This is a genomic window from Pseudarthrobacter sp. NPDC055928, from assembly GCF_042270935.1.
Classification (GTDB): domain Bacteria; phylum Actinomycetota; class Actinomycetes; order Actinomycetales; family Micrococcaceae; genus Arthrobacter.
Genome location: NZ_JBHJZH010000006.1, coordinates 54,881 through 79,931, shown reverse-complemented (window position 1 = coordinate 79,931; position 25,051 = coordinate 54,881). Strand labels below are relative to the sequence as shown.

General features: G+C 61.9%; 25 protein-coding genes. 14 read left to right on the top strand and 11 right to left on the bottom strand.

Annotated elements, in window-relative coordinates:
* Nucleotide 1: 1 nt before the first annotated feature.
* From ACFC25_RS09915 to ACFC25_RS09855, 13 genes are all read left to right on the top strand, one after another.
* Nucleotides 2-793, top strand: a complete 792-nt coding sequence (locus ACFC25_RS09915) for a 2-keto-4-pentenoate hydratase (protein ID WP_376044983.1) — start codon at nucleotides 2-4, stop codon at nucleotides 791-793.
* Complete coding sequence (locus ACFC25_RS09910; RefSeq protein WP_376044982.1) at nucleotides 790-1,206, top strand: RidA family protein; 417 nt, start codon at nucleotides 790-792, stop codon at nucleotides 1,204-1,206. The genes ACFC25_RS09915 and ACFC25_RS09910 overlap by 4 nt, the downstream gene beginning before the upstream one ends.
* Nucleotides 1,207-1,247: 41 nt before the next feature.
* Nucleotides 1,248-1,793, top strand: a complete 546-nt coding sequence (locus ACFC25_RS09905) for a 3-hydroxyanthranilate 3,4-dioxygenase (protein WP_376044981.1) — start codon at nucleotides 1,248-1,250, stop codon at nucleotides 1,791-1,793.
* 42 nt (nucleotides 1,794-1,835) lie between these two features.
* Nucleotides 1,836-2,885 carry an amidohydrolase family protein gene (locus tag ACFC25_RS09900; protein ID WP_376044980.1) on the top strand — a complete coding sequence of 350 codons (1,050 nt, stop codon included), beginning with the start codon at nucleotides 1,836-1,838 and terminating at the stop codon, nucleotides 2,883-2,885.
* Between the two features lie 68 nt (nucleotides 2,886-2,953).
* A complete protein-coding gene (locus tag ACFC25_RS09895; RefSeq protein WP_376044979.1) occupies nucleotides 2,954-4,303 on the top strand; it encodes an MFS transporter in 1,350 nt (449 codons plus the stop codon).
* Nucleotides 4,304-4,399: 96 nt separating this feature from the next.
* Complete coding sequence (locus tag ACFC25_RS09890) at nucleotides 4,400-5,542, top strand: thiolase family protein (protein ID WP_376044978.1); 1,143 nt, start codon at nucleotides 4,400-4,402, stop codon at nucleotides 5,540-5,542.
* Nucleotides 5,539-5,844 (top strand): zinc ribbon domain-containing protein, encoded by a 306-nt coding sequence (locus ACFC25_RS09885; protein ID WP_376044977.1) that lies wholly within the window; start codon nucleotides 5,539-5,541, stop codon nucleotides 5,842-5,844. The genes ACFC25_RS09890 and ACFC25_RS09885 overlap by 4 nt, the downstream gene beginning before the upstream one ends.
* A complete protein-coding gene (locus ACFC25_RS09880; RefSeq protein ID WP_376044976.1) occupies nucleotides 5,798-7,465 on the top strand; it encodes an ATP-dependent acyl-CoA ligase in 1,668 nt (555 codons plus the stop codon). Before ACFC25_RS09885 ends, ACFC25_RS09880 begins: the two co-directional genes overlap by 47 nt.
* 278 nt (nucleotides 7,466-7,743) lie before the next feature.
* On the top strand, nucleotides 7,744-8,547 hold the full coding sequence (locus ACFC25_RS09875) for a 2-keto-4-pentenoate hydratase (protein WP_376044975.1): 804 nt from the start codon (nucleotides 7,744-7,746) through the stop codon (nucleotides 8,545-8,547).
* A 41-nt stretch (nucleotides 8,548-8,588) separates the two neighbouring features.
* On the top strand, nucleotides 8,589-9,527 hold the full coding sequence (locus ACFC25_RS09870) for an acetaldehyde dehydrogenase (acetylating) (RefSeq protein WP_376044974.1): 939 nt from the start codon (nucleotides 8,589-8,591) through the stop codon (nucleotides 9,525-9,527).
* A gap of 2 nt (nucleotides 9,528-9,529) precedes the next feature.
* A complete protein-coding gene (gene dmpG / locus ACFC25_RS09865) occupies nucleotides 9,530-10,555 on the top strand; it encodes a 4-hydroxy-2-oxovalerate aldolase (protein ID WP_376044973.1) in 1,026 nt (341 codons plus the stop codon).
* 204 nt (nucleotides 10,556-10,759) lie between these two features.
* Nucleotides 10,760-11,725 carry a quinone oxidoreductase gene (locus ACFC25_RS09860; protein ID WP_376044972.1) on the top strand — a complete coding sequence of 322 codons (966 nt, stop codon included), beginning with the start codon at nucleotides 10,760-10,762 and terminating at the stop codon, nucleotides 11,723-11,725.
* Nucleotides 11,726-11,812: 87 nt separating this feature from the next.
* Complete coding sequence (locus tag ACFC25_RS09855) at nucleotides 11,813-12,160, top strand: carboxymuconolactone decarboxylase family protein (protein ID WP_376044971.1); 348 nt, start codon at nucleotides 11,813-11,815, stop codon at nucleotides 12,158-12,160.
* Nucleotides 12,161-12,392: 232 nt separating this feature from the next.
* Here ACFC25_RS09855 and ACFC25_RS09850 read toward each other — a convergent pair whose 3' ends face one another.
* From ACFC25_RS09850 to ACFC25_RS09805, 10 genes are read right to left on the bottom strand one after another with little or no spacing between them, the layout of a single operon-like run.
* Nucleotides 12,393-12,779, bottom strand: coding sequence for a DUF4913 domain-containing protein (locus tag ACFC25_RS09850; RefSeq protein WP_376044970.1), 387 nt, complete (start codon nucleotides 12,777-12,779; stop codon nucleotides 12,393-12,395).
* Nucleotides 12,776-14,506, bottom strand: coding sequence for a TraM recognition domain-containing protein (locus ACFC25_RS09845; protein WP_376044969.1), 1,731 nt, complete (start codon nucleotides 14,504-14,506; stop codon nucleotides 12,776-12,778). The genes ACFC25_RS09850 and ACFC25_RS09845 overlap by 4 nt, the downstream gene beginning before the upstream one ends.
* Nucleotides 14,503-16,122, bottom strand: coding sequence for an ATP/GTP-binding protein (locus tag ACFC25_RS09840; RefSeq protein ID WP_376044968.1), 1,620 nt, complete (start codon nucleotides 16,120-16,122; stop codon nucleotides 14,503-14,505). The genes ACFC25_RS09845 and ACFC25_RS09840 overlap by 4 nt, the downstream gene beginning before the upstream one ends.
* Nucleotides 16,119-17,681: a hypothetical protein gene (locus tag ACFC25_RS09835; RefSeq protein WP_376044967.1), complete on the bottom strand. Its 1,563-nt coding sequence runs from the start codon at nucleotides 17,679-17,681 to the stop codon at nucleotides 16,119-16,121. Before ACFC25_RS09835 ends, ACFC25_RS09840 begins: the two co-directional genes overlap by 4 nt.
* A gap of 29 nt (nucleotides 17,682-17,710) precedes the next feature.
* A complete protein-coding gene (locus ACFC25_RS09830; RefSeq protein WP_376044966.1) occupies nucleotides 17,711-19,525 on the bottom strand; it encodes a hypothetical protein in 1,815 nt (604 codons plus the stop codon).
* 34 nt (nucleotides 19,526-19,559) lie between these two features.
* Complete coding sequence (locus ACFC25_RS09825) at nucleotides 19,560-20,342, bottom strand: hypothetical protein (RefSeq protein WP_376044965.1); 783 nt, start codon at nucleotides 20,340-20,342, stop codon at nucleotides 19,560-19,562.
* A 3-nt stretch (nucleotides 20,343-20,345) separates the two neighbouring features.
* Complete coding sequence (locus tag ACFC25_RS09820) at nucleotides 20,346-20,681, bottom strand: hypothetical protein (protein WP_376044964.1); 336 nt, start codon at nucleotides 20,679-20,681, stop codon at nucleotides 20,346-20,348.
* Nucleotides 20,682-20,695: 14 nt separating this feature from the next.
* Nucleotides 20,696-21,880, bottom strand: a complete 1,185-nt coding sequence (locus tag ACFC25_RS09815; RefSeq protein ID WP_376044963.1) for a MinD/ParA family protein — start codon at nucleotides 21,878-21,880, stop codon at nucleotides 20,696-20,698.
* Nucleotides 21,881-21,934: 54 nt separating this feature from the next.
* A complete protein-coding gene (locus ACFC25_RS09810) occupies nucleotides 21,935-22,456 on the bottom strand; it encodes a hypothetical protein (protein WP_376044962.1) in 522 nt (173 codons plus the stop codon).
* Nucleotides 22,456-23,529 carry a M23 family metallopeptidase gene (locus ACFC25_RS09805; protein ID WP_376044961.1) on the bottom strand — a complete coding sequence of 358 codons (1,074 nt, stop codon included), beginning with the start codon at nucleotides 23,527-23,529 and terminating at the stop codon, nucleotides 22,456-22,458. Before ACFC25_RS09805 ends, ACFC25_RS09810 begins: the two co-directional genes overlap by 1 nt.
* A 199-nt stretch (nucleotides 23,530-23,728) precedes the next feature.
* On the opposite strand from ACFC25_RS09805, the gene ACFC25_RS09800 reads away from it, so the two are divergent.
* Complete coding sequence (locus ACFC25_RS09800; RefSeq protein WP_376044960.1) at nucleotides 23,729-24,124, top strand: ArsR family transcriptional regulator; 396 nt, start codon at nucleotides 23,729-23,731, stop codon at nucleotides 24,122-24,124.
* On the opposite strand, the gene ACFC25_RS09795 is transcribed toward ACFC25_RS09800, so the two are convergent.
* The gene (locus ACFC25_RS09795; protein WP_376044959.1) at nucleotides 24,121-24,837 is read right to left on the bottom strand and encodes an SDR family NAD(P)-dependent oxidoreductase; all 717 of its coding nucleotides are present in this window, start codon (nucleotides 24,835-24,837) and stop codon (nucleotides 24,121-24,123) included. The two genes, ACFC25_RS09800 and ACFC25_RS09795, sit on opposite strands and share 4 nt — an antisense overlap.
* Nucleotides 24,838-25,051: the final 214 nt, after the last annotated feature.

Sequence of the window (25,051 nt, the reverse complement as noted above, 5' to 3'; positions counted from 1 at the left end):
AATGACCACTACACAGTCAGCCACCCACGACGCCACGGCAATTGCCCGCCAGCTCGACCAAGCTGAGCGTGAGGGCAACGCCATCGCCCAATTCGGTGACATGCTCTCTCTTGAGCAGGCCTACCAGGTACAGTCCGAACTGCTCGCGCTTCGCTTAGCCCGGGGAGAGAGCATTGCCGGTGCCAAACTCGGCTTCACGAGCGAGGCAAAAATGGTGCAAATGGGCGTGCATGAAGTAATCGTCGGATTCCTGACCGCGGACATGCACGTGGACGGAGGCTCCGCCCTCACGCTTGACGGGCTAGTTCACCCGCGCATTGAACCCGAGGTCGCCTTCCGCTTCGGGCAGGCTATACCGCCCGGGGCATCGGAGGAGCAGATCATTGCCAGCGTTGACGCTGTCGCTCCCGCACTTGAGATCATTGATTCGCGCTATCGGGACTTCTCCTTCAGCCTTGCCGACGTCGTCGCGGACAATACGTCGGCAAGCCGCTATGTCCTGGGGGAATGGACCGAATTCACAGACGACCTTGCCGGCCGCGCCGTAACCCTGCTTGTCGACGGAACAATCACTGAAACGGGAAACACTTCAGCGATCCTCGGCGATCCCATGAATGCACTCAAAGCGTTCGCACGCATGAACTCGCGCTACGGGTCCGGGCTGCCTGCCGGCGCTGTGCTTCTGGCGGGCGCGGCGACCGCCGCGGTCGCTCTGGCTCCGGGACGGACAATCACGGCTATTGTCGCCGGCGTCGGCACTGTCGAACTGGAGACCGCCGGAGCTGCAGCATGACCGGCGCCAGGCTCATTGAGCACTTGGCAAAGCCCCGGGGCCGCTTTCCTCACGTCAAGGTCGCGGGTGACTTCATCTACGTGTCCGGAACCAGCAGCAGGCGCCCGGACAACACCTTCGCCGGCGTAGAAGCGGACGAACTGGGCACAACAAGCCTCGATATCCGCGCTCAGACTGAGGCGGTCATCGAGAACATCGGCGAAATCCTGCGCAACGTCGGCGCCTCCCTGGACGATCTCATCCAGGTCAACACATTCCTGGTGAGCATGAACGACTTCGGCGGCTACAACGAAGTGTACGGACGGTACTTCGACGAAAACGGTCCCGCGCGTACTACCGTCGCAGTCCACCAGCTGCCCCACCCGCACCTCCTAATTGAGATTCAAGCCGTGGCACACAAGCGGCAACACTGACCACCACCATCACCACCACCGGAATAACAAGGAGCAAGGCAATGACCGAAAGCAAGAACAAGACAAATGTCCTGCCCGTCTTCAACTTCCAGCAATGGCTGGCCGAGAACGAGGCCTCACTGAAGCCCCCGGTAAACAACAAGGCCATGTGGACCCAGGTAGACGACTTCATCGTGCAGGTCGTGGGCGGCCCGAACCAGCGCACCGACTTCCACGTTGACCCCTATGAAGAATGGTTCTACCAGGTCAAAGGCAACATGCACGTCAACATCGTTACCGATGAAGGCGTAAAGCGCGTCGATATCCGCGAGGGCGAAATGTGGCTGCTCTCCGGGAACATCCCCCACTCGCCCCAGCGACCGGAAGCCGGCTCAATCGGCATCGTCATCGAACGGATCCGCGAGGAAGGCACCACCGAGAAATTCCAGTGGTACTGCCTCGAATGCTCACACCTCGTTCACGAGGTCGAACTGCAGGTCCGGGACATCGTCGCTGACCTGCCGCCGGTATTCGAGCAGTTCTACGCCAGCGACGCGGCCGCCCGCACCTGCAGCAACTGCGGCTCCGTTCACCCCGGCCGGGGCTGACCCTCACCCTCCGGGCTCGACAAGACACGAGGAAAAGAACACGTGGACACCGTTCAAGCAACTATAGACATCCATACCCACTACGTGCCCAAGGGCTGGCCGGATCTCGAGAGGGAAACCGGTGGCAGCGGCCCCTGGCCCTGGCTGCGCAGCGATTCGGAGCGGGAGGCGATGCTTATGCTTGGCTCCACCGAGTACCGTCCCCTCCGGGCCGCGGCATGGGCCGCCGAAGAGCGGCTGGCTGCAATGGATGCTGACGGAGTTGACGTGCAGGTAGTCTCACCCACTCCACTGTTCTTCTCCTACGCCCGTGAAACCACGGAGGCCATAAAGGTCAGCCGCATCTTCAACGACCTCGCCCTGGAAGTCTGTGATCCAGCGCCTCAACGACTGATCCCGTTCTGCCAGGTCCCGTTACAGGACACAGACGCAGCCTGCAGGGAACTCGACCGCTGCCTGGAAAACGGACACGTCGGCGTCGAGATCGGGAACCATGTGGGGGACCGCGACCTCGATGACGAAGGCATCATCACATTCCTTCAGCACTGCGCGGATCGCAATGCAGCCGTCTTTGTGCATCCCTGGGACATGCCCAGCTCGCCACGACTGGAGCGCTGGATGGCCCGCTGGCTAGTGGGCATGCCCGGGGAAACACACCTTTCGATTCTCTCGCTCATCCTGGGCGGCGGCTTCGACAGGCTCCCCCCACATTTGCGCCTGTGCTTCGCCCACGGCGGCGGGTCCTTTCCCTACTGGGTCGGCCGCATGGACAACGCCTGGCACCAGCGGCCCGACCTCATCGCAACATCCGAGTTTCCCCCGTCACACTATCTGAACCGGTTCAGCGTTGACTCCGCGGTTTTCAACCACGCCTCATTGCGGCTCCTTGTGGACGTAATGGGCAGCGACCACATCATGCTTGGTTCAGACTTCCCGTACCCCTTGGGCGAACGCCCAGCCGGACACCTCATCAGGCAAGCGGAATTCCTCACAAAGGAACAACAACAGCAGATGCTGGGCGGCAACGCCCAACAATTTCTCGGAACTGATTCCGGAGTCACCATGCTGGCGGAAGAACAGGCTGCCAGCTGATACCTCATCGGCACGATCCCCACTGTCGTGGATCCTCACCGAAAACCCTTTTCCAACAGGAGACGCTCATGTCACAGAAAGCACCTGGCGCTATTAGCGCCAAAAGTCCAGGAATCAGGCGTTACGTTATAGCTTCCCTCGTCGGGAATTCTTTGGAATGGTACGACTTCTTCCTATATGCAACGGCCGCGGCCATCGTATTCGGGAAACTTTTCTTCCCGGCCGGCACTGATCCCCTTGTGGGAACGCTGGGTGCCTTTGTAGGGTTTGCAGTCGGATTCGCGGCCCGCCCCTTGGGTGGTATTCTCTTCGGTCACATCGGTGACCGGGTTAGCCGGAAATCAGCCTTGGTTCTGACCCTGAGCATCATGGGTATCGCCACCTTCCTCATGGGGCTGCTCCCCACCTATCAGCAGGTAGGAATCTGGGCTCCTATCCTGCTGGTCATCCTGCGGATTTTTCAAGGCATTGCTGCCGGTGGTGAATGGGGCGGCGGAGTTCTGATCATCAGTGAGAACTCCTCCGATCAGCGCCGGGGACTATTCTCTGCGTTCAGTCAGGGAGGAGTCACCCTCGGGTTTGTCCTCGCTTCGGCGGCGTTCTATCTGGTCCAACTCCTCCCTGAGGATCAGTTCCTGGCATGGGGTTGGCGTTTGCCCTTCCTCCTGAGCGTGCTGCTCTTTGGCGTCGGCATGTACATCAGGTTCCGTTTACCGGAGACGAAAGAGTTCGAGCAGGTGAAAAAGACCGGCGAACGGGCATCGGTGCCGGTTTTGGCGGCACTTCGGACTCATCCCAAGGAAATCTTGGTCGCAATGGGCCTGAGGGTGGCGGAAAACGGCGGCTCCTACCTGTTGCTGTCATTTTCCCTGGTATATGGCGTGCACGTTGGAGTTGAAAGAGGAACACTACTCCTGGGTGTGATGCTTTCCATGCTGTTCGCCTTTTGCACTATCGTCTTTTTTGGACACCTGTCCGACAAAATCGGGCGGCGGAAGGTTTACGCTTTCGGGGCTTCAGCATTGGCGCTCATGGCATTCCCATTCTTCTGGCTCATCGATTCAAACTCATCAGGCCTGATCATCCTGGCCTACTTCATCGGTAACGGAATCTGTCACGCTGCCATGATTGGGGCGCAGCCGGCATTTTTCCACGAGCTGTTTAGCCCCGAGGTCCGCTACTCCGGTATGGCCTTGGGCCATGAGCTTGCCGCAGTATTTGCCGGAGGACTGGCGCCATTCATTGCCACAGCGCTCCTGCTCACATACGACAGCTCGGTGCCCGTATCGCTCTACGCAATCGGACTGGCCGCGATTACCTTGACTGCGCTGGCCTTCTCCAAGAACATGGGCCGGCACGGTACCTCCTTAACGGACGAGCAGACTGGCGTCTCTGCGCTCAAAGCGGCACAGCACTAGAAAGCTTCGTGTTCACATCCGGTAGTGGCAGGAACGCACTGGCAGTTCCTGCCACTGACGGCGGGCAGCGACACTAGAAGAGGAAAGAAATTAGTCATGGCAGTTTCCATCATCGGCGCCGGCGAATCGCCTTATACGCGACATCCTCAAGCGGGAACCACCCCATCACGCACCATCGCTGACGCAATCGGCCGTGCCCTCAAGGATGCAGGGCTCACTCCGGGCCACGTCGACGGCTTCGCGGTCTCAAGCTTCACCCTGGAGCCAGACCACGCAATCGATCTGGCCTGGAAGATGGGATTTGAGCTGTCCTGGCTTATGCAGGACACCAACGGGGGTGCCAGTGCCGGCAACATGCTCCAGCACGCAGTCAATGCAATTACGGCCGGCGACGCCTCCGTGATCGTGATCGCAGCGGGAGACCTGATGGACCACACAGCCTTCGCCAAGCTGGTGGCCAGGTACAACAGCGCGACAGAGAACCACCTCACGCCGTTGCCCCTGGCCGGTCCCAACGCTCTGTTTGCCATGTTGACAAGCCGGCAGATGGAAAAGTTTGGCCTGGTGCGTGAGGATTACGGCCGGATCGCCGTGGCCCAGCGCCAGTGGGCAGCAGGAAACCCGGGCGCTGTCTACCGCTCCCCGCTGACGCTGGACGACTATCTTGGTGCACCCCTGGTCGCCGACCCATTGGGCCGATTCGACTGCGTTCCACCGGTCACGGGTGCCGACGCGGTCGTCATAGTCGCTGACGAGAGAACACATGGGCAGCGGAAGGCCAAGATTCTCGCGGTTACCGCGTCCTACAACGCCGACAATCAGGTCGGGGACGGGCTCCAGACAGGACTGCGGAAGTGTGCACCGTTGGCATGGGAGCGGGCAGGCGTCTCACCGGAGGATATCGACGTCATCAGTGTGTACGACGACTACCCGGCGATGGTGGTGGCGCAGTTGATGGACATCGGTGTCGTCACTGACGGTGCAGACATCGCAGAATTTATTGATACCCGAATCCATTCCCGGGACCTGGCGCTCAACACCTCGGGGGGCCAGCTCTCCGCTGGTCAGGCAGGATCGGCCGGTGGCCTGCACGGTCTCGTCGAAGCGGTGCAGCAATTGTGCGGGCAGGCAGGAGAAAGGCAAGTGCAGGCAAAGACTGCCGCCGTCAGCGGCTACGGCATGGTGCTGTATCGTCACGGCTCCTGCGCAAACCTGACAGTGCTGGAGGCCGGCCAGTGAGCGCGCTCATCCAGACCTGCACGAACTGCTCGGCATCTTACTTCCCGGCCCGGCTCATCTGCCGCCACTGCCATGGGACAGAGTTCGCGGACGACAAGGCCGACACAGGAGTAGTTGAGAGAACCACCCGGCTCTCCAATGGCTTACAAATAGCCACAGTCACATGCCCAGGTGACGTCTACCTTATAGCCCGCATCATTGGTGGAACTGCCGAAGCCGGCGACCGGATCAGGCTGACCAACGATCCGGGCGACGATGCCGCAGTGGCTGCCTTTGTGCCTCTACACGGAACGGAACTTTAGGAAAACCATGAGAGAGATCGCCAGTACCAATCCAGGACCCGGCGCAATGACAGTGCCCGGTATGTTGCTCAGAAGGGCTGAGGAAGCGCCCACCACACCCCTCCTGCGCTGCGGGTCCGTCCGCCGCGACGGGCAACAGATGGTTCAAGCCGTTGCTCGCGCTGGCGACGTCCTGCTCAAGCACGGAATTCGCGCAGGCGATCACGTTGCTTTGATGTCGGCCAACCGGATCGAACTGCTTGACTTCATCCTCGGCTGTGCCTGGATTGGGGCTGTTGCCGTTCCAATCAATACCGCGGCCCGCGGAGAGCAACTCCATCACATTCTCTCCAACTCCAAGTCTTCCCTTCTCATCACCGAGATCCCCTTGTTGGAGCATGTAAATCGCCTTCCACAGCTTCCGGAGCTGCGCCAAATATGGGTCGTCGAGGAGTCTGACTTACCTGTCGAAACCGGCTATCCGGTTTCTGCGCTTCCCACCTCAACTACGGAAGGTGAACCCGCCCACGTTGCTCCCGGCGACACAGCAGCAATCCTCTACACCTCCGGCACGACCGGCGTATCAAAGGGCGTCCAATGTCCTCACGGACAGTTCTACTGGTGGGGCACAAATGTAAGCCAGCAGCTTGAAATCACAGCTGAAGACGTCCTTTACACCTGCCTGCCGCTCTTCCACACGAACGCCCTCAACGCATTCACCCAGGCCCTCGTCAGCGGAGCCGAATATGTGCTTGGACCGCGCTTCTCCGCCTCACGTTTCTGGTCAAACGCCCAGGAAGCGGGAGCAACGTTCACCTACCTGCTCGGCGCCATGGTCAGCATCCTTGCCAGTAAGCCGCCTGCTCCCGGGGACCGAACTCACGGCATTACCGCTGCTTTGGCCCCTGCAACCCCCGCTGGATTGCTGGAAGACTTCCGGGACCGTTTCGGAGTGACGCTGATAGACGGCTACGGCTCCACCGAAACCAACTCGATCGTGGCTGCAAGCAGGTCCGAGCAGCGCCCTGGCTACATGGGAAAGATCCAGCCCGGTTTCACCGCCCGCGTAGTAGATGAATGCGGCCTGGAAGTCCCGGCGGGCGAACCCGGCGAACTATTGCTCCGCAGCGACCAGCCCCATGCATTCGCAACCGGTTACTACCAGATGCCCGAAGCTACCGTCCAGGCCTGGAAGGACCTCTGGTTCCACACCGGCGACCGCGTCGTGATAGAGCCCGACGGATGGCTGCGCTTCGTCGACAGGATCAAAGACGTCATCCGGCGCAGGGGCGAGAACATCTCCTCCGCCGAGGTCGAACAGGTCCTGCTTGAGCACCCCTCCATCAGCGAAGTAGCGGTGTACGCCGTGGACTCCGAACTCGGAGAAGACGAGGTTATGGCGGCAATTGTTCCCAAAGGCCCGGTAGATTTCAGCGAAATCACAGAATTCTGTGAACCGCGGCTCGCGAAGTACGCCATCCCCCGCTTCATGCTGGTCCGCGATACTCTGCCGCGCACCGAGAACGGGAAAGTGCGCAAGTCAGTCCTGAGGGACGAGGGTAAAGAAGCCGCTCAGTGGGACAGGGAACTGGACAAAACCCGCGAACAAACACCCGTACCCAGCACACCGGTACTCACATAAGAACGCAAGAGCTGGGCACCGTCAGGCGCGATTCAAGCCAGACAACGTACCGACCTGGAAGCACTGGCAAAGAAACAACCTCACAGGACTACTCGTTCTTCAGCGTTTCTTCACCGGCCGCTGCTCCTAAACCAAGCACAAGCCTTCTTCATCCAAAAATGCCATCGCTCGTCTTTCCACAATCAGTCCTACGCAACCGCACACAAACTGCCGGGTTACCCACCTTCGCCCAAGTACGGGAGGTGACGGCAGGATCTGAACACAGATGGGAGCAAGAAATGCAGACCACTCATACCCCTTCCCGTGAAGCCATCCTGAATGGCTTTGCCGAGGAACTCATGACTGCCGGCTCAACACGCGTACCCGTGGCGCCACTGCGGGACCGGGTGACGGCCATGACCGTCCAGGACGCCTATGAGGTCCAGGAAGCCCAGCTGCGCCGGCACCTCAGTACCGGCCGTGTACTTGCCGGCAGGAAGGTTGGATTGACCTCTCTGGCCATGCAGGCCCAGCTCGGCGTCGATGCCCCGGACTTTGGATTTTTCTTCGAAGACATGGTCCACCACGAAGGTGCACAGATCCCCACGGATGGCTTTATCGCCCCGAAGGTCGAACCCGAGTTCGGATTCATGCTCAAGAATTCGCTGCAGGGCCCGGGCGTAACCTATCAGCAAGCTGCAGCCGCGATCGGAGCGGTCTACCCCGCGATCGAGATCATCGACTCCCGGATTGCGGACTGGGACATCCGTTTAGTGGACACAGTGGCGGACAACGCCTCCTGCGGAGCCATCGCCGTGGGGCAAAGCCCGCTGGACGTCCCTCTAGACCGGCTGAGCGAGGTCGAATGCGTACTGCGCATCGATAACCACCCGGCCGAGACCGGCACCGGTAAAGCCGTAATGGGCGATCCCATCGAAGCTTTGGTTTGGCTGGCCAACGTCCTCGGAGAACAAGGAGTCGCCTTGGCAGCCGGCCAGCTCGTCCTTCCGGGATCCTTCACGAAGGCTCTTCCGGTCGTGGCGGACAGCAGTGCAACAGCTGATTTCGGGGACCTCGGGTCCCTGACCATCCACTTTATCTAGTCCGGCGGCACGTGCAGCCGAAAACAATCAAAGGAACCCAGATGGCTAAAAAGACTGCCGCGATCGTCGGCTCCGGCAACATCGGCACCGACTTGATGTTCAAGATCATGCGCCGCAGCAGCAACCTCGAAGTCAAGTACATGATCGGCGTGGATCCGGCCTCAGACGGGCTCGCCCGCGCGGCCCGTCTCGGCGTCACCACCTCGGCGGAAGGCATTGACTGGCTCCTGGCCCAGGATGAACTGCCCGACTTCGTCTTTGAATGCACCTCGGCCAAGGCCCATGAAGCTAACGCCCCAAAGTACAAGGCCGCGGGGATACATGCAATCGACCTGACTCCTGCCGCCGTCGGTCCTTACCTGTGCCCGGTGGTGAACCTGGACGCCCTCGAGGATGTCCTGAACGTCAACATGATCACCTGCGCCGGGCAGGCCACTACGCCGATTGTCGCCGCGATTTCCTCGGTGGTGCCCGTGGACTACGCCGAGATCGTCGCCTCCATCGCCTCAAAGTCGGCCGGTCCGGGAACCCGTGCCAACGTTGACGAGTTCACCGAAACCACCGCCAAAGCACTGGAAGAAGTGGGCGGGGCAAAGCGGGGCAAGGCCATCATCATCATCAACCCGGTGGAACCGCCCATGATCATGCGCAACACCATCTACGCCGCGATCCCCGCCCAGGCGGCCGAACCCGGGGACCTGCAGGACAAGATCCGTGCCGCGATCAACGAAGCGGTGGCCAGGATCCAGGACTATGTTCCCGGATACTCGCTGCGGGTGGAGCCCCAGTTCGACGCCGCCCGCGACGACTGGAACGGCAACGGCCGAGTGGGAGTCTGGGTCCAGGTCAAGGGTGCCGCGGACTACCTGCCCGAGTACGCCGGCAACCTGGACATCATCACCGCCGCCGCCACCCGGACAGCGGACCTGCTGGCCGAACGCATGGACGCCGCCGTCCCTTCAACACCCGTAGGAGCATAACCATGACAGCAACCAACGACCTCAGTGTCCGGCTGACGGACACCACCCTGCGGGACGGCTCCCACGCCATGAGCCACAAATTCACTGAAGAACAAGTTCGCTCCGTGGTCCGTGCCCTCGACAACGCCAAAGTCGAAGTCATCGAGGTCACCCACGGCGACGGACTCGGCGGGTCCTCCTTCAACTACGGTTTCTCCCTCACCCCGGAACTGGACCTCGTACGCGCCGCCGTCGACGAAGCGAAAAACGCCCGGATCGCCGTGCTCTTGCTCCCGGGCCTGGGCACCATCCACGACCTGAACCAGGCCCACGACGCCGGCGCCTCAGTCGCCCGTATCGCCACTCACAGCACCGAAGCCGACGTCTCCATCCAGCACTTCCAGCACGCCCGCCAACTCGGCATGGAAACCGTCGGCTTCTTGATGCTCTCCCATCGCACCACCCCCGAGAACCTGGCCAAGCAGGCCCGAATCATGGCCGACGCCGGCTGCCAGTGCGTCTACGTCGTCGATTCAGCCGGAGCCCTGATCCTCGAAGACGTCTCCGACCGCGTCTCCGCCCTCGTCACCGAACTCGGGGATGACGCCCAGGTAGGCTTCCACGGCCACCAGAACCTAAGCTTCGGCGTCGCCAACTCCGTCTACGCCGCCCGCGCAGGCGCCAAACAAATCGACGGAACCCTGCTGGCCCTCGGGGCGGGAGCCGGAAACTCACCCACCGAAGTGCTCGCCGCCGCGTTCGACCGGCTGGGCATCAAGACGGGCGTTGACGTCCAGGGGGTCATGGCAGCAGCCGAAGACATCGTCAAACCCATTATCACGCGCATGCCCATCATGGACCGTGCCTCCATCATGCAGGGCTACGCCGGCGTCTACTCCTCCTTCCTCATCCACGCCGAACGCGCCGCCGAACGCTACGGCGTCCCGGCCTGGAAAATACTGCAGGAAGTTGGAAACGCGGGGTACGTCGGGGGCCAGGAGGACATGATCGTGGATGTCGCCGTAAACCTGATGGCCGAAAGCAGGTGAGACAAGAGGGGACAAGGCCCTCTGATGCCCTTCCGTGCCGAGATGGTGACAGCAGGTTCCAAGGACACCGCACGGCCGAGACCCTCCAGACGCCGCCCGTAGCGCTAGGTTGCCATCCCTGGAACCCTATCGGGGACCGCCCCACCGAGGACATAACTTTCAACTCCGTCTACCGAGTAAGAATGACGGGAAAGGAAGGAATTCATGCCCCACGCAGTTGTGGCGACTCAAGCCGGTGGACCCGAAGTCCTCTCCTACATATCGGCTGACCCTCCGGCGCCAGGTCCCGGGCAAATACTGCTCCGGGTGGCAGCGGCGGGAGTGAACTTCTCGGATACCTATAAACGTAGGGGCACGCACAAGGCTACGTATCCCTACATTCCAGGCTCGGAAGCCGCAGGGACGGTCGCGGCGGTTGGCGGAGGAGTTGTCGAATTCGCTGAAGGAGACCGCGTAGCCACCGCTGAAGGTCACCATTGCTACGCCGACTACGCCTTGGTAGACGCGGACAAAGCTTTCCCCGTTCCGGACGAAATTGACGATACAACAGCAGCCGCCCTTCCAATGCAGGGTCTAACGGCCCACTACCTAGCGAACTCCGCCTTCCAAATCGAGGCAGGTCAAAACGTTCTACTCCACGCTGGCGGGGGCGGGGTAGGTCTACTGCTTATCCAACTCCTCAAGGCCAAGGGCGCACGAGTAATCACCACTGTGTCCTCCAACGAAAAGGAAACCCTCGCATTTCAGTTCGGTGCCGACCGGGTTGTCCGATATGCCGAATTCGCCACAGGCGTGCGTGACTTTACTGACGGCAAGGGCGTCGAGGTCGTTTACGATGGCGTCGGCAAGGACACTTTTGACGGTTCGCTGAAGGCTCTTGCCGTGCGCGGGACCCTGGTATTGTTCGGCACAGCCTCCGGGCCTGTGCCACCCGTAGATTTCCAGCGTCAGATCGCGGAAGGTTCGACATTCCTGACCGTCCCCAGCCTGGCTTCCTACCTGCAGAATGCAGAGGAACGACGTTGGCGGTCCGCTGAGATCTTCGCTGCCGCCGCCAACCACAACCTCAAAGTCTCTATTGGCGCCACGTATCGGCTATCTGAAGCCGCCGAAGCCCACCGAGATCTGGAGGGGCGTCGCATCGCAGGTAAAGGACTCCTTATCCCATAACCCAATAGATGACTCCACCACGTGACCGCGAGGCAAGTGACCGACCCTAACACCGTCACACGTTTAAACGGAAGAAAGCTGGTTGAAATGACACAGGAATTGGTTGAGCATTACCACCACCCCTCGGACCGAAAATTCGACCGCCTAACGCGCCAGGGGGCGCCGGCTGGTCATAAGGCCTTCATTGAAATGCATCAGGCCGCCTTCAATCCCGAGGGCGAAGTCCCGCTGAAGTTCAAGGAGCTGATGGCTTTGGCCATTGCGCTGACCACACAATGCGCCTGGTGCATCGAAGCCCATAGCAAAGGTGCCAAGACACAGGGCGCTACCCACGAGGAAATCGCCGAAACCATCACGTTGACAGCAACCATGCGCGCCTCTGCCGCAATGGCACACGGCAGGATGGCCTGGAAGTTCTTCACCGCAGAGGACTAAACAACGGCACCCCAAGAGATGCCTTAGGCTGTGGAGTTAACCCGGATGAACGAGTCCGAGTCCTGCGGCCGTGGCCTGCGAGGGGAGTCTCGCGCGTGAACAGGTGAGGCACACCCCAACCTGACGTCAGCTGGAGTGAGGATTCATGTCAGATTAGGACCGTTTCTTATTTTCCTGACGGCCTTGAGTTGAGGGTCTAAGGGCTCACTCTGACGCTGTTTCGACGGATTCTCTACGAGAGTGTCCAGTCGGCGGGCGGGGAGATGGTTTGTAGGCGGGGGTTGTATTGGTCTGAGCGTTCGTAGAACGTGTGTCGGCTTTGGCAGTTTTCGAATGGTCCGTGCTGGGAGAAGAGGACGCGGGTGTGGCTGTCCCAGTGCTGGACCCACCAAGCGGACATCGTGTTGTCGGCGACTGCCTGGATGTAAGCGGCGTGCAGTGCGCTGAGGCGGTTGACGGCTTCGGGGTGGTCCCACCAGTGGGGGCACCAGTACCGCTCATTCTTGGTGTCGGAGACAGATTCCGTGTCGTGGATCGTGAGCTCTACCCACATGATGAACTGCTGAGTGAGTTCTTCCTCTGTCGGTTCTTCGTCGGTGGTCGCTGATTCGACGGTCACGACGTGACTTCTTCCGCTTCAAGGGCCTGGGCAGTGACGAGGGGTTTTGGCGTTCTCTGAGCGAGTTCCTCGGTGGCTGGGAGGCCGTTGTTGATGGTGGTGGAAAGGGTTTTGTCTTTGAACCATGGGGACAGGCTGATGAGCGTGGCGGGGGCGTTGGCGCTGAAAAGGAATGCCGTGAAGGCCGGGAGGTTCGCGAAGTCCTCCGGTCCGGCCTTGGGAAGGGTTTTGGTGGGGCGATCCTTCCCCATCGGTTTTTCCCAGGTTCCGATGGTTTCGGAGAGTCCGCGGGTGAAGGTTGTTTCCTCGTTTGCCCCGACGAGCCGGAAGCCGGCGGTTTGCCAGAGCGTCCGCATCCCGTTTTCGCCCCACTCCCCCACGCCTTGGGCGTAAGCCTGTAGGTAGACGGTGAAGCAGAGGCCGAGGGATCCGAAGTAGCTGAAGTCCTCGGGCAGTGAGGGCCAGGGGACGATGTTTGCCACTTCGTCCAGTTCGGCGATGAGCGGGACCCGCAGCCGGGCAGTGCCGGGGGCCTGGTTCCGGGCGGCTGTGGTGATGGATTTTACGATGGCGGTGATCACTGCCCCGGTTCCGCCGGGGCGGCGTTCGGAGAGCAGGATCAGGGTGTCCTTGCTGTCCAGGAATTTCGTGGGGTCGAACTCGTCGATGCCGGCGGTGGGCGTGGTCCAGTCCCGGAAGGTGTTGTGGGAGAGGTCCCGGCACATCCGTTGTGTGGTGGCGATCAGGGAGCCCTTGGTGCGGTCAGGCCATTTACTGAATCCGAACATGTCCGCGGCAGCTGCGTCGAAGCCTGCGTCTTCCAGGATTTCCTTGATCTGGACGAGTTCGCCCCTGGCCATCCATTCGTGCACTGCTGAGATCGGCTTTTTCTCGATGGCTGCAGCCAGTAACGCCCAGGCGAGGCAGGTTTCGCCGGCGGGGCCGAAGTGGGCATCGTCCTTGCCGTCCCCGTCCCGGGGATTGTTCTTTTTCGCTGCGGTGATGATGACCGCGGCCAATTCCATGGCCGTGACGGTGTCGTGGACCAGGGAGAGCGGGTTGAAAATGAAGTCGGGGCGGCTCTGGGCCAGGTAGATGCCGTTGGGGTCGAAGATCCAGATCCGGCCCAGGTTGTGTCGGGCTGCGATGACTTCGGGTACGCCGTCGATTTTGTTGGAGGTCATCAGGGCCGCGCCGGGGGCATCCGCCATTCGAGGGATGACGCAGGCGGAGGTTTTGCCCCCGCCGGGAGGGATGATGCTTAGCCCGGTTTGCCGGTAGCCGCTGTAGAGCATCTGCCATTTCCCGGCCAGCGCGTGCCCGAGCTTCTGCCCGGGCGGGAGGTTGTCGGCGGCCGGATGCAGCTGGCTGGTTTCGCGTGCGCGGTGCTTTTCGGTGAGGGACGCGAGCTGGTGTCCGTTGGCCAGCCGGCCGGCGAGGGTGCGCTGGGAGGCGCTGCCGCGGCCGCCGCTCCGGGCGGACAGGAAGGCGGCCCCCAGGAACGCGGCAACCGCGAGGGTGATGAGGATCCAGGTCGCGGCCGCCGGCCAGACGAAGCTGCCTTCGTTGAGTCGGGCGAGCAGCTGTGCGGGGCTGGTCCAGGGCATGCCGGTGGGGGTGAGGAGTTCACCCAGGACTGCTGAGACCCAGGCCAGGGCCAGCAGGCCGGCGACGGCCCCGGCGAGGGTGAGTTTCAGTAGTGTGTCCGTGGATGTGGGTTTGCTCATGCCGGGACCTCCGTGGCTGGTGTGTCTTCGGTGAAGGCGATGGTCGAGGTTGATTTCATGGCGCCGTCGGTGTTGGTCAGTTCGACCTCGAGGGGGCTGCGGACGTGGATGGCTTCGAAGGGGTCGTGGCTGCCGATTTTGAGCAGGCAGGTTCCTTTCATCAGTTGTGCGAGCACGTCGGCGGATCCCGGGGGGAGGTTGAACATCTCTTCGCAGGCGAGTGCGTCGGCGCTTTTTTGCTGTTTGTACAGCAGGACCGTGCCGCATTCCTTGAGCATGGAGATCGCAGGGCTGTCCTCGGGGATGTCGGAGATGTGGTGGAACGCGAACTGGCACGAGAGGGACAGGGCGCGGGAGAGCTTGGTGTTGCGCCGGGTCACGGTGGCCACCGATCCCTGGACGGTGTGCCAGGCTTCCTCGATCAGCAGGACGGTGGGGACGGGGGTGTGTTGGCGGTAGAGGGTGTTGGCCAGCCAGGTGTTGATGATCGTCATGACGATCGGCAGCGCCGGGCCGTCCTCCGGTAGCAGGGAGACGTCGAAGACGGTCAGTCCGGCGTTGAGCTGGATGTCGTCGCTGGTGGGCCCGTCGATCAGGCCGGCGAGGTCGTCCTCGATCATGCGTTCGAGTTCAAAGGCAGGGTCCTGGCCCCAGCTTCGCAGTTCCTCCGCGGTAAGGCCGGCGGCTTGGGCCGCCGCGGTGTCCGGTGTGTAGAGGGCGTGAAGGACGTGCCCGATGTGCGCGACTTCCCCTGCCGCTGCCGCTTGTGTGAGTGCTTGGCGGTGGGCCATGCGGACGGCTTTGCCTTCCTTGGGGCTCATGGGCCGGCGAAGGGCTTCTTCCATCACGGCGCGCAGCAGCATGGACTGCCCGGCGGGTGTCGACAGGTCACCCTCGCCGGGCTTTTCGTTGACTCGGGCGGCGATGCGCGGGTCCAGGATGTTGATCCGGGATCCTCCCCCGCCGATGCGGAACTGCACGGGTGCGACGTCCAAACGCTTAGCCAGCGGGGCGTATTCGCCGGCGCCGATGTCTTTCTGGAACTTCTTGTCGATCACGACCACGCGGCGTCCCAAGATCAGCTGGCGCAGTACGCCCCAGGTTTTCATGGCCGAGGACTTGCCCTGTCCGAGGTCGCCGATGTAGCAGACGTTCGGGGATTCGATGGTGTCGCCGTAGGCGGTGAAGGGGTCGTGGACGATCATCCACCCCGAGCCTGCATCGACTCCGAACACCAGGCCGCGGTGTGAGGTGGGCGGGGAGGCGATGGCCATGTGTGAGAATTCCATCTGCCGTGTGGAGGACTCGACGCCCGGGGCGGCCGGGTCGTAGAACCCGAGCCGGGACGCGAACTTCCACTTCCGTTCGTGGTGCCAGCGGTTGGCAGTGTTCGCCTTCGCCTCGGCCAGGTCCCGCCGTCGTGCCTCCTCCTTTTCCGCCTTTTTCGCAGCGGACTTTGAAAGGCGGACCGTGCGGCTTTGGGCCTCGGCTATGGTGGTGGCGGTGGCGTCCAGGGTCAGTCGTCCAGGCCCGGCTTCTGTGCTGGTTGTCCGCCCGGGTTTGCCGCCCCAGGCCTTGGGCAGGCGGAGCCTTTTGAGGTTGTTGGTGGTGGTCATCGGATTCCCCTGGTGAACGGCATGGTGGTGATCAGGGCGAGGTCGTTGCGGTGGTCCATCCAGTCAATGAACTCGATGCCGGCATCGGATGCCGCGGCTTCGAGGATGTCGGTGGTGGAGAGGATCTCGTCTTCGTTCTCGACGGCGAACGAGATGTACAGGGCGTAGGCTGCACCGTGGTGCCCGGACCCGGGCTTCAGGTCCATGAGGCGTTGGTGGGAAGCGCCGAGCAGCACTTCTTCGGACCCGTCGGTGACGACGCCTGACTTGGCGACTTGCTTCTCTTTGGCCCGGTCCATCGCCGCGTGGCTGCGGGCTTTGGCCCGGGCGCTGCGGGCGTCCTGGAGCTCCATGACCATGGACACCGAATGCACCACGGCCGGCTGGATCCCGCTGATCACCGCTTCGAGGGCCTCAACCGGGATGGCCTGGGGACTGAAGGCTGAGGCCGGCACGTAGCCGGTGCGGATATGCCAGTGCCCGTTCACGACCAGCGACAGCGGCGAGGATGCGCCGTCCAGGTGCTGCCAGCAGTCCATCAGGTCAGCGCCGTCATAGTCGTCGATGTCGAAGTCCGGGTCCTGAAGGTGCCGGAGCAGCGCAGCCATTGCTTGGGGGCCCAGGGGCCGGAAGTCGAGGATTGATCCCATCATCGTCGCCTGGGACATCGCTGAGCGGATTTCCTGGTAGATCGCCTGACCGATGCCTTCGTCGCCTCCGCCGAGGGCATCGGCGCGGCGGAACAGGGCCGCGGAGTTCGGGATCCGGAACGTTTCGTAGGTCCGGTGCTGTTCGGAGCGTGAGCGCACCGTTTCACAAAGCGCCCCGTAGGACTCCAGCAGGATCCCGGGGACATCTTTGGCCACCCGCCTTTTCACCCAGAGCAGGTGGTCGGCCGAGTCCATCGGCACGGCACGTGCCAGGGACTGCACGTGGGTCACGAGCGATTGTCGACGGGCCAGCCGGGCGAGGTACTGGCCGCGGGCCACGTGCCCGGATTCCTTCCGGTATTCCTCACGGATCGCGGAGGACGAGCCCATGATTTCCATGGTGGCCGTGTAGTAGGGCTTCGTGACCTTGCCCTGGTGGCGGAAGATGACCAGCGGCCCTTCCGGGGTGTCCACGGTGAAGTGGCGGACCGTGCCCACCATCAACGGCGCATTGTGCTTGTGCCGGAGGGGAACCTCGATCATGCCGTGCGCGTCGGCGCGTGCCGCGTCCTTCTTCCCGGCCTTGACCACCCGGGTGTGCGGACGGTTCTTAACCGGCACATAGACCAGAGACCCGTTCCGGTGCCGGAGCTTTTTGTGCCGGGCCTCCACGAGGAGGGCGCCCAGGGAACGGTGCCCGGAAAACTTGTTGGGAGTAGTCAGGATGAAACCAACCAGGACCACCGTTGCGGCAACGATTAGGCTGACGATGTTGCTGCCGCCCGCCAGAACGACCAGCAGGGCCAGACCGACGGCCGCGGACAGGCCGATCCACTCCGGAACCGTCCGGTTTCCCCCGAACAGACCACGGCTCTGAACCTCGCCGCCGACGACAACCATTCTCCCCATGACTACCTACTCCCCTGCCTCTACGTCTCTTACCGGCCACTGATGTGGTCGGTGTCCGGCGCCATCGACCTCGCCGACCGCTGCCCCCGCAACGCGGCCTGACGTGCCGCTTCCCGGCCCGCCAACAGGAAGGCCGTCGCGCCGCCGGCGGCGACCTTCTTAGACCCGCGGCCCATCGACACGGCACCGGTCCGTACGGCCTGGGCGGCCCGGGCTCCCCCACTCCCGGCATGCTCGGCTTTCTGCAACTCCCCGATAGTCCGAGACTCCTGCGGCACCGGCGCCTGTCCGCTGCGGGACCCCCGATCATTTGGAACTCTCGAGGGCGTGCTTCGCCGCCCCGGAGTCCCAGACCCCGGCGTTCCTTGTCCGGGGCCGGATGTGCCCATCCCCGACGGACCCTCACCGGAATCAGCGCCGCTGTAACCCTTGCCGGGGCTGCCAGGACTGTCGGACTGAACCTGAGCGGCCCGGCGTCGTCTGATGGCAGAGGAGATCGCTGCCCCGGCGCCGGCGACCATGGCGGCCCCCGCCACGGACCGCCGGCCCTCACCCAGGCTGGTGGAAGATGCGGGCAGGATCGGGACGTACTTGAACAGCAAGGGCAACGCGAAAGCCATGACCGTCATAGCGGCAGCGGCCAGGAACACCGAGGTGGCGTTCACCATGCCATCGTCAACGCCCTCACCGGTAAAAGCCGGGCGGGAGGCGATGTAGCTGAAAACGGCGCCCATGATCAGCAAGAGCAGCGGCTTGGACAGGGCAATACCGATCCATAGGGATCCCACTTTGCCCACACGCTCCCGGTACTTCGGGTGGATCATATAGCCGATCATCAGGGCGATGCCGAGACCCAGCAGGTACAGGGCCAGTGGCTGCAGCGCCAACAAGCCAAGCATCGCCCAGGCCGCAATGAACAACAGACCGAACAACAGGACAGCAGCCAACGGGCCGAAGGCGCCGCTGGACTCGTACGAGGCGAACCGGGAGATGGCCACTCCGAAATCGGTCACACGGCTGGAGGTCCAGAAGGTCACGGACTCGGTCAGCTGGCTCATCCACCCGTTCACCACGTACCCCACGGCGGGGCCGAAAAGCACCAGGATTATCGACAGCGGCCCGAACCAGAGCAAGGACTGCCGCGCGGAGTCCAGGTCGATTTCCTCGTTCGAGACGTCCTTCCACAGCTTGAAATACATCAGACCCATGATCATGATCCCGATCGCGGAAAAAGCCGCCCAGATGCTGCGGAACGCATCATCAATCTCAAACGACGAGACCTTCAACAGGTTCTTCAGGACCTCGTTGGTCGCTTTTACGCCTTCGTCCTTGACGGTGTTCGCGAACCTATCAAACCCATCCTTCGCGTTCGCGATGAACGCCACCGTATCCACCGTGCCCAACACAGCCTGACCGCCGGGAGTCACGGACAATGCAGCACGAAGCACAGCACCAGCCACCGGAGCAAACTTCTTCCACACCGCACCTTGCACGCACCAAGCGGTCGCCGTCGTCGGTGCGCCCACAGTGGACAGGCTTGAGCAGAACGCAGCGGTGTCGCTGCCGTCGTAGTCCAATGCCTTCTCCGGGGTGGTCAGGAACGACCCGAACGCCTTGGCTGCGGCCGCTTCACAGCCATTGCCGCCCATAGCTGTGAAAAAGGCGAGGTCACCACAGGCTGTCTTGGCCAGTTCCTGATTGAGCCGATCGCGGATCTGGCTGCGTTGGGCCTCCGGTAACCCGGCGAGACGCTTGAGCTGATCCGCGTTCAGCTTCTCCGCCGTGCTCACATCATCTGCCGCCTGGGCAGGGCCGGCGAACCCCACGCCCGCGGCAATGAACATAGCAAGCAGAACTGCGATAAGGCGGATCGTCCTGCTAGCGCTTAGCGTTTGCATACTCGACCCATCCCTCTCTGCTCTTGTTCTTGAAGAAGGCGTTGACGAGGTCATCCCGAAGGACCGGAGCCGACTCCGCATCCATGTTCGTCCCTACGCTCATCGGGCCACCATCCTTTACGCGGCCACCGAAATCCTGACCGACCGGGACGGTGCCGGCGTCGGAGATCTTCCAGTCACCGCCCCAGACCAGCTCGAACGTGACCGTCTGAAAAAAGCTACTGGGCTCCTCGCTTGCACTGGCGCCTATTCCGCCAGTGAAGACCTGAACGACGGCCCGCTTCTTTTCCTCACAGCTCGCGACCCTGTACATGCCACCAGCAGCCACATCAGTGCGGGTATACCAGCCACCATCGAACGCACTCGCGGGAAGATCCTTAGCATCAGTTAAGAGATTCCCCTCGAAGGTGACCTTTTCGACCCATCGGCCGGGCTGGGATACCTCCGTGAGGGTTTTCTTTTGCTGCGCCCAGGTCGTGAGGTGCACATCCTTGATCAGGCGGGTGTAGTTGGCGGCGGCCTGGGCGGCGGATTCGCAGGTGCCGCTGTAGCCGGTGGGGGTCTTGTCGTCGCTTGCCTTCTTCGTGCCGCCGTCACCGATCTTGACGTCGGATACTGGGAACCCAAACTTTCCAGTGGCTTGGAGTGGACTGGGATCCTGTGAAGGGGCGGCGGGTGCCGGGCGGTTGATGAGGACAGCGGCAACGGCGATCACCAGGACTACTACCCCGACCGCTGTGAATGCTTTCCAGTGCTTCCGCATGGGTCAGGCCCCCGCAGTGCTTGCCAAGAAGAGGATGCCGCCGAGGATGACACTGGCACCAGCCAGGGCGCCGAAGGCGATGCCGCTCTTCTTGGCTCCCGCGGCGCCTTCCGAGATGTCGTCCGAGTGACCACGGTCCTTGGCAAGGCCCCATTTGGCGATGTTCCAGAGGAACTTGGCAGCGACGAGCACAAGGGCGAGGGCCCAGATGCCCGCAAGGATCAGTTGGGTGGCTCCTTCAAACTTCACGCCGAAGACGTCGAGCTTGGGCGTCACTCCGTCCAATGGGTTCTCGATCGCGGTGCGGATGATGATTTCGTTGCGGAGGGTGTTGAACATGGCTGTTGGTCCTATCAGTTGGTGGTCTTGGTCATCGAGGTGCGCTTATGGTCGGTGGACAGGAGCCCCGCGGCGATTTCGGCCGATGCACGCTCGAAAGCGCGGCGGGCAGGGTCTCCAACGAGCTGCCAGTCGATGATCGAGCCGGTATCCAGTGCCCCGTCGTAGGGGATATCGATCAGGACCCGTACCGCGGAAGCGAGGTTCTCCCGAAGCTCTGCCTGCTCGGCGGAGGAGACCCGCGCTCCCCCACCGTGTGTAACCAGGACGACCGCGTTGGTCACCAGGTCTTTGTAGTGCGGGTTGCCGGTCCGCTCGGACATGGATTCAAGCTGTTCGATCATCCGCAGCGCCGATACAACGGCGTTGCGCTTTAGCGTCGTGGGGATCACGAGCTGGTCAGTGACTTCGATGGAGGCCAGCCAGTTCGCGGAGCGGGTGTTGTTACCGGTGTCCACAATGATGGTGTCGTAGAAGCGGCTGACGACTGTGTGGATGCGGTTGAACTCGTCGGCGCCGATGGACTTCATCCGGTCTGCGTCCTCGTCCGCGACCAGGACGGAGAACTGGTTGTTCCCCTGGTGGCGCGTGTAATAGGAGAGCTCGCCCTTGCGGGCTGTGACCGTCTCGAAGGATTCCAGGACGTTGAGCAGGTCCCAGACAGTCCGGGTGGAATCGTTCGCGTTGGTCCGGACCCCGGCGGTGCCCATCATCTCGTTGTTATCCCACACCAGCGTCTGCTGGCCGGAATGAATCCCGAACGTCGAGCCCAAACCAACGCTGCACATCGTTTTTCCAACGCCCCCAAGAGGTTGGGCGACCATGATCTGCATCGGTCGTGAGTACACGCGCTGGATCGCGGACAGGTCCGCCCGGCGGGCGAGCTCGGTTGGGCCGACCTTCGGACTGATCAGGCCAAAGCTCACCGCGCGGAGGAACGCCTGCCAGCCGGTAACAGGCGGCAGCTGGTCGTTTACGTTCTCCTTGCGCAGGACTGCTGCGCTCCGGCGGCCACTGACCAGCGGAGCATCACTCTGGTCCGTCCCTGGCTGCCGGGGCTGTGGCTCAGCTGGCGTCTGGATGCCCGGTACGGCGTGCATGACCGCCGAGGTTGCTGTTGCTGGTTCGGCGGGCGGCGGCTCAGTAAGGCTGATGGGTGCGCGGGTTTTCCGTTCGCTCCCCTGCCAGTTCGTGCTCATCAGATTTGTTCCTCTCGCTCGTTTCGGGATCGATCGTGTTTGGGAGGTGCGGCCTCAGGCCGGGTCGTGAGGGGTAATAGCTGTCACCAGCCAGGGCTGCTGCTGCCCGGCACGGTGCAGGAGGATTTGCCAATTACCTGCATCGGTTGAGAACGTCGCGGTGGCGGTCATCGGGTTACCGGCCTCCCTGGTGATTGCCGGGCCGTCAGTGACGCTCAGGATCGGCACCCGGGCCGGGTCGATGTACTTCGCATCTTCTGCGTACTCCGGTGCCAGGTAGGGGGCGAGCTGGGAGTACCAGGCCGCTTCGGGGACGTCGGGGCGGGCGAACAGGCCCATCACCGTGCTGGCTGTGTCTTTGACTGCAGTCTCGGCTGCGGGATCCCAGGTCACGTCCGGGACACCGTAGTGTTCTTCCACGCCGTGGTCGTGGCCCTCGTCGCTGCCGGGGCTGTCCTGCGCGATGCTGGCGGTGGGTGTGGACTGGTCTGCCGGTTCGTTGCCGGGGCCTGTAGCGCAGGCACTCAGGCAGAGTGCTGCTGCCAGCGCTGCCGTGATGGCGGGTTTCCTGCGCATCAGAGAATGCCTTTCTCTTTCAGGATCGGTGTCGGGTCGATGGTGGGATTGACCGGAACCATGGGATTGGGTAGCGTCCCGGCGAAGAACTCCATATGCAGGTGCCTGCCCGTGACGTTGCCTGTCGCGCCCTCGGTTCCGAGCGGAGTTCCGGCGGCGACAGTGTCGCCCTCCTTGACCCGGACCGAGCCGGCCTCCATGTGGTACATGCCGATGGTGAGCTTCCCATCGGTTGTCTGGCCGGTAACGCCGGTGCCGAAGAGACCATCCAGGTTGCGGACCTTGATGATTTTCATGTCCGTGATAGCCACGATCGTCCCGGGGCCTCCGGGGTGTGCAAAGTCGATGCCGTAGTGGAAGTTAGCCAGCACTCCCCCGGCCGTGCCCGACGGCGCCGGGCGGGGCCCGTAACCGCTGGTATTGATGGCATCGGTCATCGGTTTTACCCATTCGCCAGCGAGGTCCCCGATAATTTCATTGCCCCCTGCCGGGCAAATGCCCGAAGGATCAATAGCTGTGCCAGCCTCCCCACCCAAGGCTTTGAAGACCTCCGTGGCTTGGGCGCGGAACCGGGTGTAATGGTTCGGATCAGCATTCCGCTGCACGCGATGGATCGCAATAGTTGGTTCCAGGGCTTCCCAGCCCTCCACGCGCTGGAGCGCCTTGAAGAAGTTGGTCGCCGAGATGGTGGCGTCCATCCGGTCCTCGTAGGAGCCCCAGGCACCGTTGGCACGCTGCTGGAACAGGCCGCGTGAATCAGGTCCAGCGCCGTCACCGTAGTCGATGGCACGCAAATTGGACTCACTAACCGCAGCCTGAATCCCAATCAGTTGGGCAGCGACAGGCAAACCGAAGTCCTTGGCCGCGTTCATGATCGCCTGTGCGTTCTTCAACTGTTCAGCATCAAAGCCGGACACTCCCCCGACAAGGGCGGGTCCAGCGCCGACACCGGCAGGAGCGCTACACGCCGAAGCTGCATGGGCCGTGTCACTGTCGTCAAGGACGACAGTGACAAGACCAAAGGTCAGAAGCACCGAGACCGATGTCCCAGCCAGCACACGACGGACGGTCACAAGTTCTCACTCCTCAGAGGTTTCCTGTCCCAGGAGTCAGCCCGCCCTCGGCGATAACCACGCTCAGCAGGGCGGGAGAACTCGCTTAATGCCTTCATCATTGCCTAAAATGTAACACGATGAGTGCATTAAATGAACTAACGAGCTTATTAAACACGCTTATAAGAGGAATGTCAGAGCTGATGAATGCGGACCAAATATGAAAATGACGCTGTTTGGGGGCAAAATGGGGAACGTGCCTAAATATGCCCTTCCAGAGGAGAACTGGTCAGAGGATCTCCTTCTGGCTCAGAGGGTTATCAGCACGCCGGCGCGATTGGCCATCGTTGGATATCTCTACACCCAGGGGCCGACTTTGCGGGCGACCCTTATCAAGGAGTTGTCCCTGGACACCAGCCTTGTGGGCAGAAACCTCGATCAGCTTGAAGACCTCGGCATCCTGATCGGGGATCCGCCGCGCGGTGAGCGCGTAGGCAGGTCAACCCGGTGGCAAGTCAACAAGGACAAGTACAACCTGATGGCAAAGGCGCTCTACGACTTCCTTGGGATTGACCTTTTGAAGTCGGCGCCTGGGCAACGTCCTCTGGAAGGCTAGTAGCCCAAGCCTTCGCCGCCTGTGACCGGGATGAGAGCGCCCGTCAGGTACGTCAGAGTGCTGATCTTGAAGATCGCGTCTGCAATCTCGTCAGGCTCGGCTATCCGCCGTAGCGGCGAACTGTCTATCAGCCGCTCTAAATCAGCGTCTTCGATCTTGGCCAGCATGTCGGTCTGGGTGGGGCCAGGGGCAACCACATTGATTCGGATGCCACGAGGGCCAGCCTCCCACATCGCAGAACGCACCAGGCCGTCGAGGGCAGCCTTAGACGCTGTGTAGTGGGCGGAGCCAGGGATTCCGGTCCGAGATGACTCAGAGGAGATAAGCACTATGGATCCACTTCGAGCTCGGCCCATGTATTTCAAGGATTCTTGGACACTGGTGAAGGCGCCGAACAGATTCGTTTCCATAACTGACCGCAGGTCTTCATTCCTCATTCGGATGAGAAGATCTTGACGAGCCACCCCGGCGTTATAGACGACTGTGTCGAGTCTGCCGAAGGTGGCCGCTATTTCCTTGAACGCTGCCTTCATAGATGCGGCATCGGTAACGTCGCATTCGATTCCGTGGACACCGTCTCCGACACCGCTTCCCCGGTGTGTGCCGGCTACAACGTAGCCTTCTTCCAGAAATCGACTGGCAGTTGCCTTGCCAATCCCCCGGGATGCTCCGACTACAAATGCGACTGGCGACTCAACGATAAACTTGCCCACCTTTGCACTCTACAGGTAGGGTCCAAAGTGGCCCGAAGAGATCTTGGGCCTTTATTTCCCATACCTCAAGTGTGCTGCTGGACAGTGGTGTGCTGGCTTCCAACCCTCGATTTGTTAGGGCTTAAAGTCATGCACCCTGATGCACTTAGTGCCGTCTGCGCCGCCGCTTCTACTCCTGCTCTCCGGATTCTCCGCGCGTTGAACCTCCTTCGAG